A 13,460-nucleotide genomic window follows, 5' to 3' on the forward strand; every position below is an offset into this window, starting at 1 on the left:
TATAAAGGTGCAACGGCCTCGGCGGGCGTATCCGGCGATCAGCAGGCCAAGCTGCAAACGGTCAATATCCAGGGTGCTGGTGGGCACTGCGAGTTTGATGGCGTCAGCTATACCACGGGAATCCAGCAGGCGATCGATACCAAGTTCAAGATGATCCTGCCGCAATAAAAGCATCAACAGTGGGCGTATGCTGGCTTAAAACGCTGGCATCCGCCTGAAATAGTCATTATGGTGGCCCTTTGTTTGGGAGGGAACCATGAAAGCTGGACGCAACGACCCATGCCCATGTGGCAGCGGTGAAAAGTATAAGAAATGCTGCTTTGTTAAAGAATCCGCCACCCGTTCGGACGACGTTTTGTTCCGGGAAGCGGAAGCAGCCCTCATGGAACGCATGCTACCGTTTGCTGAAGAAGCCTTCGGTGAAAACGCGATCGAGCAGGCCTGGGTGCTGTTCCTGGATGAGTTGACTGAAGTGGCCTTTGATCCCGAAGACCCCTTGAATCTCCTGTTTATTCCGTGGTTCCTCTTCAACTGGGTGATTGAAGCCGGCGACCAAAAGCCATCGCCTCAAGCGCCTATGAATAAGACTGTGGCCGAAGTTTTCATGAAAACGGAAAACGCCAGCGCCTTGGAACTGGATATTCTTCAGGCTTCCAACCGTCGCCCTCTGTCGTTCTTTGAGGTCCTTGAAGTTGACTCCGGTCGATCGCTCAAGCTCCAGGACCTGATGCAGGACAACACGCTGACGGTCGAAGAGGACACGGCATCACAGACGTTGAAGCCAGGCGAAATCATTATCGGCTCGATCATGCTGCCCATCAAAGGTCGTATACGTCCGCTGACGGTCGGGCCCTTTGCCTTGCCCGAGCGCTGCAAAGAGGATGTGACCGATCTGCGCGTGGAAATCCTGGAAAAAACCGGCAGCAAGTCCATCGACGAAGCTCTCCTGCATCAGGAGGAAGCCTTTACCATCGGTCTTTATCTTGATCTTTTGGACGAGGTCCTCGAAGAATCCTACGAAGACGATGAGGAGGAAGACGATGATGAGGACGGTGAAGACGAGGAACGTTAAAACAACAATAAAAAAGGCAGGGTTTGATCCCTGCCTTTTTTCTTCTTTGACGTCGGCTTTTTAACTGTTTTTTGCGACTCGGAGGACCTGGCCCACGCGAAGATCCGTGCGGCGGAGTTTGTTCATCTTCTTCAAAGAGTGAACGCTCATGCCGAAGCGCTTGGCGATTTCGTTCAGATTGTCACCGCGACGAACGCGGTAGGTTCCTGAACCTTTTTTATCGACCGAGGCCAAAGCCTGGATCTTTTCCTTGGAACTGCTCCCCGCGTCGGCAATCTCCGAAGCTTTGATCTTCAGCTTCATGCCGGGTCGGATGCTGCTGCTGGTCAGACGGTTGAAAACTTTCAGCTGGCCCACTGTCATGCCGTATTTATCGGCGATCATCGCCAGGTGCTCGCCGCGCTTCACACGATGAAACTTGCGTGAGCTGACTTTCTGCTCCTGGGGATGCTGCTGGTGCTTGCTTTGAACTTTTTCAACAGCGGCAACTTTGGTGGAAATATTCAGCCGGGCTGTGGCCAAACGTTCCTGATTTTCCTGGATCGTGTTTACAAACGCCTTGGGAACCCAGATTTTATAGTTTTGGGTACCAGGGGGTGTCACGCCCTTGTTCAGGTGCGGGTTGGTCAGCTGCAGCGTGACCAAAGGCACGCCGGCATATTCCGAAATCGTGGTCAAAGAAATAGGCGAGGGCACGGACACAGCCACCAGATCTTCATTGGGTTCGGCCGTTGGACGACGGAAGCCATATTTTTCCGGGTTGGTGCCAATCAGGAACGCGGCCATGAATTTGGGGATGTAGTCCATCGTTTCGGATGGCAGTTGCTTGTCCTTGACCAGCTGCCAGAAATCACGGGACTTGCCGCGCATGATCGCATTCATGATGCGCATCTCACCCGCGTTGTAAGCGGAGAGGGCCAAATACCATGAGTCGAACACGTTATTCAGGTCGGACAGGTACATCGCGGCCGCGATCGTCGCCCGACGGGGGTCACGGCGTTCATCGACATAATTATCCACGCGCAGTCCATAGCGGCGACCGGTGGCTGGAATAAATTGCCAAAAACCCACCGCCGACATCGGGGATTTTGCGTGCAGCACAAATCCACTCTCAATCATGGCCAGGTAATAAAGCTCGGTGGGAATGCCGCGATCGCGCAGCATGGCCACTACCATTTTTTTGTAGGGTTGCCCACGATCCATGAAGCGTTGGAACGCCTCGGGATTCTTATTGACGAAATAGTCGATCCACTTTTCGACCCTATCATTCAATTCGATGGGAATACCGTTTTTCAGGGCCTGGTTGATTTCATCTTCCTCGGTCCCGATTTCCGGTACGTTCTCAGTCGATTTCGAACCTTCGTCGTCGAGGGCTTCATCGATTTCGACTGGCTCGACTTCCGGTTGAACGGAGCCGTCGTCATTTTCAACTTCAGCTGTGGCAATGCTCTCTTCTTTATGCGAGGTCGTCGAGCAGCCATACGGAAGCGCGACGCATAAAGAAAGGAACAAAGGGTTAAGGTTTTTAAGCTTCATGATGTCCCCTTGTTTCGAGTAAGGCTCGACAAGTCGCTAGAGACTTTGGATGAGCGCAAATCTGAATAGTAGTTCCCCTGCCTGGTCGAGCGAGGCGACAGATCAGAGGAATGAGATGACTCCATACTACCACAGCTTCCGCCGTTTTGCAGGGAGAGACTACCTAGTCAAACTTGGTAAAACAAGAAGTTATTTGGTTTGGCTCATTAGACTGGGGTGTTTTAAGGGCGCCGCAATCGGCGCCCCTGGGGGAAGGGTTACCGGTAAAAGAAGGTCAGAGCGGTCCCGCCAGCGGCCACCCGGCCGGACACTTTGCGCTCCTGGGTTAAGCGGCCCTGCTCGATGGCGAGGTTCCAGTCGCCTGATGGCAGATAATATTCGCGCTCGGGACCCGAGTTCATAAGTATAAGAAGCTCGGAACGATTTTTGCCGTTGGGACTGACCTTCAGCTCAAACAGCCCATTGCCCAATGATTTCACGGACAGGGACTGATCGATCTCGTCTTTTGTGGGCAACCGTAGTCCAGCGAAGCGACGACGGAGGCTCACCATCTGCTTATGGAAATCGAAGAGATCCTTGAATTCGGCTTTGCGCTCCCAATGAACCCGGTTGATGGCGTCGCCGGCCTGGTACGAGTCCGGGATGCCGCCCTTGGTCCTCGCAAATTCTTCGCCACTGTGGAGAAAAGCGATGCCCTGGGAAACCAGGATGATTGAATTGGTAAAAGCCTGGATACGCTTTTTGTAATCCAAACTTACGGGGAGGGTCTGAATCCCGGCCCAGGCGTTGATTTTATCGAAAAGATTCAGGTTGTCATGCGAGGTCGCGTAGTTGATGGTCTGGACCGGATCGTCGGCAAACGCCGACTGATAGATATCATCGTTGCCAAGGGAGCCGCGCAAACCGTTGATAATAGCTGTCGCGTTATAGGTATCATTGAAGGCGTAGCCCCCGCCGTACCCTGAATCGTTATTGCCTTTGATGGCCTCCCGATAGGGGAAGTTGAAGCCCCCGAACTGAGCTTTCTGTCCCTGGGCATTGACCATTTTCTGAGCATTCGACAGACGGTAGTGATTCCCATCCGGATCGGGCAGCGCCGTATAAGGCTCGCCATAACCGAGGATCTGTTTGTCCGGGAAACGCTCATAGAGATAAGTCATCCAATCTGTGATTTCTGCGTAGTCAAAGACCCCGGCAACGTCGAAGCGGAAACCATCGATGTTGTAAGTCTTCACCCAGTATTCGAGCGAATCACGAATATATTTGTTCACCATGGGGTCTTTGGGGTCGATCGTATTGCCCGTTCCGGTTAGCTGATAACCAAAGCCATCCTGATCAAAGAGAAAATACTTGCCGGTAATATCCCCAAAGTATTTTTCACCTTCATCCGCCTCACGGAATGGGCGCATCCATGTATGGTTATAAACCACGTCGAGGATCACGCGAATACCCGCTTTGTGCAGTTCGTTGACCATGGTCTGGAATTCACGCACGCGATTTTCGTAGTCCGTTGGGGTGTTGGAGTAACGTTCCTCAGGCACGTTGAAATTTTCAGGATCATAACCCCAGTTATAACAGTCAGGACCATTGCGAACATCTTTCTTCCCGCATGTGGCAAAGTCATAAACCGGCATCAGCTGCACGTGCGTGACGCCGAGCTCCTCAAGATGTTCAATGCCGGTCTTGATATTGGCATTGGCTGTATTCTGGCCTTTGTACAGGAAGGTTCCCGGTTCGACCAAACCGGTGAATTTACCCCGATTGTTTGGACTGACGCCTGAACTCGCATCGCTGGTAAAATCGCGGACGCTGAGTTCATAGACGATGGTGTCTTCGCGCTGGGCGAGGGGAGGCGTGGGGGCCCAGCCATCTTTCGGCGTAATACGTCCCGGATCGAGGACGATGCTGAAGTCGGTGCCTGGTTCCACCGTCACGGAGTAGGGATCGCGAACCGCCACATCATCCAGCAGATACTGATAGCGTTTCAGTTTGTGATTGCCCGGAACCGTCACCGCCCAGACGCCGGGTTGATTGATGACGTTGCCGATATAGCCCATAGGAATGGTCTGTCCATCCAGCCACAGCTCGACACTGTTGCGATCGGGAGACCAAATGGCAAACGTCGTGGCGGCTTCCTTGTACGTGGCACCAAGCCCTGGGAAGTTGGTGGCGGTATCCGCAGCGGGACGATAGAAGCGGAAGCATTCATCCACCGCCCTTGCAGAACGTTTATCCTGCGCGTAGGCACAGACAAAGGCCTGCCCCTGGCTGTCGAACTGTTTATCCAGAATCAAGGCATTGGCGGGAAATTCAGTGCCATTTTCAAGCGCGGCCACGGAACCATCCACCGTGAAACGGGTGGTGGCGGCTGGGGTGCCCGAGGTCAGTAAATCCACAAAACCCTGCTGACCCCAAACAGGTCCCCCGCGTCCTTCGGCAATCACACGCAGACGTTTGGGAAAGGCTGGACAATTCAGAGGACCATCCCAACGGCCGTCGATGACATTGCCGCGGAGATAGCGATTATACGAAAGAAAGCAGCCATCAAAGTGGGCGAAGTCGCGCGTTTTTTCGCCATTATCCGGATTGCTGAAGACCACGCGGATGGGTTGCTTGACCAGATTTTTTCCCGCATAGATAGGATCGTCCCAGCGCGGCAACGCTATAAAATACCAGCCCGGCATGCCTTCGACAGGTTGCATGGCCGGTCCAGGAAATGCGCCTTGGGATGGTGTGGTGATGGCATTGTGTGGCCGTCCGCTTTCATCGGTGCCATTGATATTGGCCTTGCCGTCGAGATACCAGTACCAGGCGTTCACCTTGCTCCAGTTTTTTGGGGCTTGAAAATATACGTAGACAGGTTCCTTACGCACTTCAATTTCCAACGACGCTTTTAAAGCCGGATCATCCAGCGACGTGACAGAAACCTGTGCCTTGCCGGGTTGAAGTCCGGTGACATAACCGTTGTCCGTGACTTCGATCCGATCACTGGTTGTCGACCAGCGTACGCGGCCATCATAAGCCATTTTTTTTCCATCAGCCAGCAAGGCCATGGCACGCAAACGCTGCTGCTTATCCACGGCGACTGGCCATTCCTCGATGGAATCGATCGCCAGACTTTGGATCACCAGTTCCGATTGAGCGGCGATGACCGGCACTGCCGCGGCCGGACACGTAAAGCCGCCGATCCACCCCAGGAATGCGATGACGTTGGTCAGTTTCATGAAAGTCCCCCTTAAGTGACTGACAAAACATTCCTCACAGACGGAATACGCGTGTAAGGTCAAGTTTTCAGGCTAGCGCGCATTATTCTTCGAGGCCTTCCACGGCGCAACAAAAAATACTTTTGTCGACAGTCCGAATGCTTCGCTTTCATGAAAGAGATGGGCACGGTGAATAAGGCAGCCGAACGGGCTTTAAGGTCGTCATGGGGGAAACTGCGCGGCGTGTGTACTCGGTTCTTCATATATCTCAGAGCGGCTGGGGTGCCGTCGGCATGTCGCGAGGATTCTTTACATTTTTTTGAGCAGGGAGGGTGTGCTTCCGACATTTCCGTGGTTTGGAATACGAGATAGCACCGCTCTGTGAGCGGCACTCCGGGTTCCTCTTTCAACGCTGCAAGGCTCGTATGGATTGGCCGGACGCATGACAGCCATAACTCCAGTCGCTATCGCTATTGGCACCGACGAGAATGTTGCCTTTCTCCAATGTCAGCAGATTTTCCAGAAAACGCGAGCCGCCGGTGCGGAACTGATCAATGACGCCGAACAGAACTTTGGTGTAAGCCTCGCGTTCATAAACGGCCTGCTCTGCGGACGTGACGAAGAGCACGGGATCGCTCGCCTTCAAGTAATCCCAGCTGGTCGATCCATGCATGTGATGGTTGGTGCGGTAAACATGGACCCGCACCTGCTCGGGAAAGTCTTTTAAAATACGTTCCTGCTCATGGGCGTAGATATCGCCGCCGATCGCATAGGTGAAGCCGTTGTATTCGAGGCGAAAGGACAGCGAACGATGATTTTCGTCATCCGCCCATTCGTTGGTGTGGAGCGAATTCAGGACAAACATGCGAGCGCCGCCCCAATTGAATTCGTCGCCGCGTTTGAAGGTGCGATTATCCCAGAAATTCTTCACTGGTATGCGCGGGCTTGATTCATCATATCGATAGCCGACATAAATTTTTCCGTCCTTTTCGATTTTTCCCGCGTAATGATCGCCGTGATAATGCGTGACGATAAAATAATCCAGCTGCCTGATGCCGTGTTGCTGCAGAAACGGAATCAGATAATCCCGCACCGCAAAATCCTGCCCGCTGTCGACGAGGGCCACCTCGCCGTTGGGCAGATAGAAGAGGGTGGCATCGCCGTGACTGACCCACAGCGAAAGAATCTTCAAACCATACTTTGAAAAATCCTCGCCAGGATCCTTGGACCTGGACGCGCATTGCGGTGAAAGAGGTCGGTTTTCCGGTATGCCGGCTGCCAGTGGCAAGGACGCACCGAGACTCGCTGCCAGCAGGCAGCGTCCCATCAGTTTCAACATCGTTTGTTCTCCCTTTGTTTCTAACTAAGTTGTTTGACAGCTCAAGGGAGAAAAAACAAGCGAAGGTTTATTAAATTTTCCGCGAGTTAATTCTGTAATCTTTCGCCGAGGAACACGGCCTGCCATTCTCTGTCTGCGAGCAAGATTTTTCGCTCTTTCAGATCAAACATGCTGCCCTTCAACTGCAGCATGGAACAGACAGTTCCTGCGGCATTCTCCATCGTCTGTTCCACGCGCCAGATCTTGCGATGCACATCCAGAAAGCGGGTTTTAATATGGAGTGTATCGCCAGCCCGCACCTCGCGCCGATACTGAATATTGGCTTCAATCACCACGAGGCCGATACCGCGCGCATGCATTTTTTCCAAGGTCATGCCTTGCGTTAAGCAAATGTCCCAACGCGCCTCTTCAAAAACAGTTAAGTAATATGCGTGATTCAAATGTCCCTGCCCATCCACCATCGAGGACTGGACTACGGTTGTGAAATGATATTGTGCCGATTCCATAGGTCGAACTCCTGCGACGCCAAAGACCCAATGATCGCGCAGTGTACCGAGTCCCGCCCCTCCAAGCGAGTTGAAACCAGGTTGTGAATCCTGCTTGCCATCCTGGCTGTATTTCGGCGCGACGGCTGCAAACCGGCTTGAACCCCTGTTTCACTGTAAAAAGCCGAAAGCGGGTGCCAGGGTCCAGGTCTGACTTCAGGTATGGATATCCGTGGAGCCCTCCATGGGGGAGGGCTGAATAAGGAGTCTCGTATGCAAAAGCTCATCGTTATTTTGATGGGTCTGGTTTTGGGCCCGGTGGCCGCAGCCCATGCGGCTCCTATCGCAGTCCCTGTGGCGAAAGTTTTTACGTCGCATAAGGACGTTTACAACACGGGTGGCGGCGAGCATGTGCTGATGATCTTGCACCTGCCCAAAGAATCTGGTTCCGCGTTTGTGGAAATCTATAATCGGACCAAACAGGAAATCAGTCTTTTTCAGTTTTCGCTGACGGCCCTCGGGCATGAAGGTGATTTGATCTTTGACGATCTGCCCGCAGGCTGGTCGGCTGTCAAAGAAGTCCAATTGTTCAGTCTGCGTGAACTGGCCATTCGCAATCCCAAGGCGTTTAACGCCAATGCCGATGAAATTTTTCCACGCCTTTTGATTCATCACGTGACGGCCCTTGGTAAAACACCGAAAATCGGGAAACGAAAAATATAAATTCCATACCGGCCTGAACGGCGCCCATGCTATCATGAAAAAAAATCACGAGGCATTGTATGGGCGCATTTCAAGCATTAGCTGAAAAGTTGAGCTGTCCCGTCTGTTCAGGAAAAGTCAAAGACGGCAAGGACGCTCTGCAATGCCAATCCTGCCAAGCCAGTTTTCCCGTTTGGGGTGATTTTCCCTGGATTTTCGCCCACGCCGGTGAGTGGAAGGCTGATTGGACCCAACGCTTCCGCTTTTATCTGCAGCAGCTGCAGGAAGACATCCAAAATCTCAAAATGGAACTCAAACTCCTGGATCTTTTGCCAAAGACCAGAGAACGTTTGCAGGCTCTGATTCAAGCCAAAACTGAACAGCATCGTGAACTGGAAAAACTTTTTGAACCCTTGCTGCTGGGGGGTGGCCCAAGCTATGAACAGCAGCTGGCGGCCCAGACCCCTTTGCCGGAATCCCAGCAGCTCATGGGTTACTATGGAAACGTGCTGCGCGACTGGGGCTGGGGCGAAGAGGAAAATCAAATCTGCGAAGATATGCTGGCTGCCATGCTGGGTCCACATCCGCTGGGGACCATGCTGGTCCTGGGGACGGGACCGAGCCGCCTCGCCTATGACATTCATAGGCGCCTGGGTGGGCGTGATACCATTGCCCTCGATATCAATCCCTTTTATCTGCTCGTTGCCGAGCGCATGCTAGCGGGCCGCAATCTCCATCTTTACGATTTTCCCATTGCCCCCATCGATGCCAAGGCTGTCGCCAATCGCGTGAAATGCCGCGCGCCGGAGACTTTGAAAAGTGGCTTTACCTGTCTGATGGCGGATGCCATGGATCCCTGCTTTCAATCCGCGAGCATCGATACTTTGCTCACGCCCTGGTTGATTGATATCATTCCGCAGGACTTCCGCAGTTTTGCGAAAAAGCTCAACCGTATCCTGAAGCCCGGTGCTCGCTGGCTCAATTTCGGTTCCACTGTCTTCCATCATCGCCTTCAGCATCTTTGCTACAGTCGTGATGAGATTCCAGAGATTCTTGAGGAAAGCGGGTTTGAAGTTTTGCAGGTCCGCGAGAACCTGATTCCGTACCTGCGTTCGCCCTCGAGTTGCCAGCAGCGGCACGAAAAAGTCTTCAGTTTCCTGGCGCGCAAGGTCAAGGAAGTGGATGCAGGGCCCAAGTATACCGCGCTGCCGAACTGGTTGACGGATACCGACATGTCGGTACCGATTCAAGCTGATATGCAGCAGCAGATGATTGTGAATTTAACGCTGACCCAGGTTTTGTCTCAGGTTGACGGCCAGAAGAGTCTGCGGCAGATCGCGGAAGTGATGGCTCCCACCTTTGAACTGCCGCCGCAGGACGTGCTCCCCATGCTTAAACGCATGTTCAGCCGCTTTGTGGAAGGCCGCGGTCGCCACGTGAACTTTTAGATCAGCGGGGCATGGAGGGGAAACGTTGGCCATAAAAGGCCATGATCGCCTCCAGGTGCTCCTGATCCACCTCATCAAATGCTGCCTCATCATTCGAATCCACGTCAAAAACAGCCAGAAGTTGGCCCTGGGGATTGAACACCGGCACCACAATTTCGCTTTTGGTGGTGCTGGAACAGGCTATATGCCCGGGAAAGGCTTCCACGTCAGGGACCAGTTGAGTCTGTCCTGTGCGCGCAGCCGCCCCGCATACGCCGCGAGCAAAAGGGATATCCAGACAGCCGTGCGTGCCCTGATACGGCCCGATTTTCAGATGCTGATCCCGCACGACCCTATAAAAGCCAGTCCAGTGATAGTATCCAAAACTCTGATGCAGCTCGCAGACGACCGTGGCCATGGCCGCGACCCAGTCGGTTTCATTCTCAAGCAAAGCTTTTATGCTCGCCAACACATCGCTATAATGCTCTCGTTTGCTGGCGGCGTCGGCATGCAGGGGAAGGGCGTCAAGCATGATGGTCTCCTCATAGGGTCGACGCCTGTTATAAAAGAAAGGTCTTTATTATGCAAATTCCCGTGGACCGACTGGATGCGGAGACCTTAACCCGCGTGATTGAAGAGTTTATCAGCCGGGAAGGAACCGATTACGGCCAATCTAACCCAGATATGGTAGACAAGGTCGAAGGGATACGTCGTAAGCTGAAAAGTGGCCAGGCCGTGCTGGTTTTCGACGAAGTCAGCGAAACCTGCCATATTTTGTCGCGCGAAGCTTTCAGGTCCTTGCAAAAAGGGGGAGCCCCGACCAGCCCGGTGCCGTCTAATGAACTGGGCACGGATTTTTAATTTTACTTAATCAATTGATATTTATGCTCTTTATTGGATTTTCTGGGCTGCCAGGGGCCCTATCTCAAGTTTCGCTCCCGGGCTCCGAATACGGGAAGAGATGGGGGGACGGCTGGCGGGTTGATCCGCACAATAAAGGCAGGCCAATGAAAACAGTTCTGTTTTACGACAATACAAAACAGAATTCCCGCGATATCCGCAGGATGCTCGCGGTTGCTTCGTGTCATTGCATCATTCCTGCCGACGCGGCAGAATTTGTGCAGGCCCTGCGTGCCGCGAAATATGACCTCCTTGTTTATGCTCTGGAATTCCACGACATCGTTCGTCAGGAAATGACCGGCAAAACCATCCAAACTCCGGTCATCCTTCTTACGAATTCCAAGTTTGAAGATCTCTCGCCTTTGCTGCCCGAGATTCCAGCCACCAATATCATTGCGAAGAATAGTGATGGCAGCCTGAAGCTCCGTGACATCGTCAGCACCGTGCGCAAGATTCTGCACGGTGAAGATATTTTCGGGGTGAAGCATTACCTCAGCTTCGGCACGCAATCGGAAGTTTTCCATATCCGCGATTCTGCGGAACGCGGTGAGTATATCGAAGCGATCGTGGAATTCTGTCGCCGCTTTCATCTGCGCAATACTGTGGTTCAGGCGGTCGAACTCTTCTGCGAAGAACTTTTGATGAACGCTATCTATGATGCTCCACGCGACGCGGATGGGCAGTCACTCTATAATCATCTGTCGCGTAAAAATCGGGTGATTCTGAAACCCAAGCAGGCGGCTCGGATGGAATTCGCCTGTGATGGCGAAAAGTTGGCGGTTTCGATCTCGGATCCATTCGGCGCGATCACCTGGGATACGCTGCAGAAATTCCTGGTTCACTGCTTCGGCGCTGATCGGGAAAAGGTGCAAAACCTGACCAACGACACCGGCGGCGCCGGGCTTGGTCTCTATTTTTGTTTTGCATCGGTGAATGCATTCATCGTCAATGTGGATCCCGAAAAACGTTCGGAGTTCATCGGGATCTTTGATGTCTCAGCGAGTCCCAAAGATCGGCATACCCGCTATTCCAGTCTGCATTTCTTCTCGACCGAGAAAAAGCCCCTTTTCGCCCTGCGTGAAGAGCCAAAACGAATCGCCTGATCACAGATTGGTTTTAGCCGCTGTCTGCGCCACCACCGGTGCCACGTATCCCAATGGAATAAAATCGGGCTTCACCGGATAATTATAACTCTGATAGCCCTGCAGCTTCGGACGGCCCGCAGCATCCCAGGCCGCGATCCAAACCGTGGCCAGGGCGTCCGCACCTACGCTCAAACGTTCCACTAGGAATTGACGATATTCACGCGCCACCAGCTTCGACGGTTTGCGTTGAGCTTTGGTCCGTAACGTCTTGTTGCTCTTTTTCAAGAGGGAGTGTTTACGATCCAGTTCGTGCAGGGCGTCGACGCGTGCGTGACTGGCAATGGTAAGGTCCCAGGCCATCTGCAGGGGGTCCTTGGCATTTTTACCGAACATCTGCTGGGCCGGTTGGTCCTTCAGTGCCAGGTCGAACATCGACTGCTCCAGATCCAGGTTCTGAGCGTCGACCTGCTCGGATTCGAAGTAACTGTGCAGACCACCCTGATCGTTATGCCAGCCGTCATAGTCAGCGCTGGTGTGATGAGGATTCGCCAAATCACCGACGAAGTGGGCAATGATCCCGGTATAGAGCAGGGCCTGATCGATCAGCGCGGTGCGCTCTTCCGGTTTGGCTTTGGGATCGTTTTCCAGTTTTTTGACATCGGCCAAGGTTTTCGTCAGATCCTGGCTCAGACGCTGAATGCGAAACGGAGCATGACCGGCTTTGCTGATTTTATCCGCTTCGGTTTCACCCGGAGCGCAGCTCAATTCTTTTTTACTGCAGTTCGCCAGGACCGCTTTCTTATAGGCTTCAAAATCAGCTGGCGCATCCTTGGCATTCAACTTTCGATTTTCAGGCAGAATATAATCCAGGTCCACAAAGTGGCTCGGATTATTCGAAGCTTCGATTTCGGGACCTGCGGAACGCCATACGATATCAGGAACGTTGGAGAGGTGACCGAGCATGTGCTCGCGTTTTTGCAGAAGGGCACCAAATGCGGCCACTTCAGGATCTTTGTTTTGCGCCACGAGGCGCGTGGCGACGCGAGCGATCGCATTGTGTCCGCGTTCACCCCAGGCCCAGGCCTGAGGCGCGGGAAGAGCCATGATCAGAGCCGAGAGGATTGCCGTGGAGGCACGCATCATAAGTCATCCTTTCAGTGGAGACTGACGAGCAGCTGCTCAGCCAGTGCATTTTCGATGACAGCACGACCTATTTTCACGCCATCCAGGGCTGCCGAGACGATACCGCCGGCAAAGCCCGCGCCTTCTCCAGCAGGGAAAATGCCGGGATGGCTTTCAGATTGCAGACCCTTATCGCGGAACATCACGATGGGTGCCGACGTTTTGGTTTCAACGCCGGCCACGATCGCTTCAGGACTCAAAAAGCCCTGCATGCGTTTGTTGTATTCTGTCAGAGCCCCACGCAGGCTGTTGACCACGAATTCAGGCAGAATGTGATCCAGACGGGAGTTGGTCACACCCGGTTTGTAGCTGGATGACAGAGTGCCTTTACTGTCGCGACCCTTCAGAAAATCGGTAAGACGCTGCGCTGGCGAGAAATAATTCCCACCGCCTGCGGCAAAGGCAGCTTTTTCAATAGCGGCCTGGAAATGCATGCCGTCCAGCGGATGGCCTTTATAAAAATCCTCGCGCGTCACATTAACGACGACAGCGGCATTGGCGAAGCCACTGTTTCGCGCATGATAGCTCA

Annotated in this window: 12 protein-coding genes; 5 read left to right on the forward strand and 7 right to left on the reverse strand. The window is 53.3% G+C overall.

Annotation, left to right across the window (positions count from 1 at the left end):
• Window positions 1-256: 256 nt before the first annotated feature.
• The gene (locus VE954_RS40160; RefSeq protein WP_324963826.1) at window positions 257-1,072 is read left to right on the forward strand and encodes a YecA family protein; all 816 of its coding nucleotides are present in this window, start codon (window positions 257-259) and stop codon (window positions 1,070-1,072) included.
• A 60-nt stretch (window positions 1,073-1,132) separates the two neighbouring features.
• Here VE954_RS40160 and VE954_RS40165 read toward each other — a convergent pair whose 3' ends face one another.
• The 4 genes from VE954_RS40165 to VE954_RS40180 form a co-directional block, all read right to left on the reverse strand.
• The gene (locus tag VE954_RS40165) at window positions 1,133-2,608 is read right to left on the reverse strand and encodes a LysM peptidoglycan-binding domain-containing protein (protein WP_324963827.1); all 1,476 of its coding nucleotides are present in this window, start codon (window positions 2,606-2,608) and stop codon (window positions 1,133-1,135) included.
• 257 nt (window positions 2,609-2,865) lie between these two features.
• Window positions 2,866-5,832 carry an alpha-amylase family glycosyl hydrolase gene (locus tag VE954_RS40170; RefSeq protein WP_324963829.1) on the reverse strand — a complete coding sequence of 989 codons (2,967 nt, stop codon included), beginning with the start codon at window positions 5,830-5,832 and terminating at the stop codon, window positions 2,866-2,868.
• A 385-nt stretch (window positions 5,833-6,217) separates the two neighbouring features.
• Window positions 6,218-7,150 carry a ComEC/Rec2 family competence protein gene (locus VE954_RS40175; RefSeq protein ID WP_324963831.1) on the reverse strand — a complete coding sequence of 311 codons (933 nt, stop codon included), beginning with the start codon at window positions 7,148-7,150 and terminating at the stop codon, window positions 6,218-6,220.
• Window positions 7,151-7,236: 86 nt separating this feature from the next.
• Window positions 7,237-7,656: an acyl-CoA thioesterase gene (locus VE954_RS40180; RefSeq protein ID WP_324963833.1), complete on the reverse strand. Its 420-nt coding sequence runs from the start codon at window positions 7,654-7,656 to the stop codon at window positions 7,237-7,239.
• A gap of 252 nt (window positions 7,657-7,908) precedes the next feature.
• On the opposite strand from VE954_RS40180, the gene VE954_RS40185 reads away from it, so the two are divergent.
• Both VE954_RS40185 and VE954_RS40190 read left to right on the forward strand, forming a co-directional pair.
• Window positions 7,909-8,358, forward strand: a complete 450-nt coding sequence (locus tag VE954_RS40185; RefSeq protein WP_324963835.1) for a hypothetical protein — start codon at window positions 7,909-7,911, stop codon at window positions 8,356-8,358.
• Between the two features lie 59 nt (window positions 8,359-8,417).
• Complete coding sequence (locus VE954_RS40190; RefSeq protein ID WP_324963837.1) at window positions 8,418-9,785, forward strand: class I SAM-dependent methyltransferase; 1,368 nt, start codon at window positions 8,418-8,420, stop codon at window positions 9,783-9,785.
• 1 nt (window position 9,786) lies between these two features.
• On the opposite strand, the gene VE954_RS40195 is transcribed toward VE954_RS40190, so the two are convergent.
• Window positions 9,787-10,296 carry a GAF domain-containing protein gene (locus VE954_RS40195; RefSeq protein ID WP_324963839.1) on the reverse strand — a complete coding sequence of 170 codons (510 nt, stop codon included), beginning with the start codon at window positions 10,294-10,296 and terminating at the stop codon, window positions 9,787-9,789.
• 50 nt (window positions 10,297-10,346) lie between these two features.
• Between VE954_RS40195 and VE954_RS40200 the strand changes: the two genes are divergently transcribed.
• Complete coding sequence (locus tag VE954_RS40200) at window positions 10,347-10,625, forward strand: YheU family protein (RefSeq protein ID WP_324963841.1); 279 nt, start codon at window positions 10,347-10,349, stop codon at window positions 10,623-10,625.
• A gap of 146 nt (window positions 10,626-10,771) precedes the next feature.
• Window positions 10,772-11,767, forward strand: a complete 996-nt coding sequence (locus VE954_RS40205) for a hypothetical protein (protein ID WP_324963844.1) — start codon at window positions 10,772-10,774, stop codon at window positions 11,765-11,767.
• Here VE954_RS40205 and VE954_RS40210 read toward each other — a convergent pair whose 3' ends face one another.
• Window positions 11,768-12,892 (reverse strand): hypothetical protein, encoded by a 1,125-nt coding sequence (locus tag VE954_RS40210; protein ID WP_324963846.1) that lies wholly within the window; start codon window positions 12,890-12,892, stop codon window positions 11,768-11,770. It lies immediately after the preceding gene.
• Between the two features lie 11 nt (window positions 12,893-12,903).
• The coding region (locus tag VE954_RS40215; protein WP_324963848.1) for an FAD-dependent protein at window positions 12,904-13,460 on the reverse strand (557 nt) is incomplete at its 5' end.

This window comes from Oligoflexus sp., assembly GCF_035638955.1.
GTDB lineage: Bacteria > Bdellovibrionota_B > Oligoflexia > Oligoflexales > Oligoflexaceae > Oligoflexus.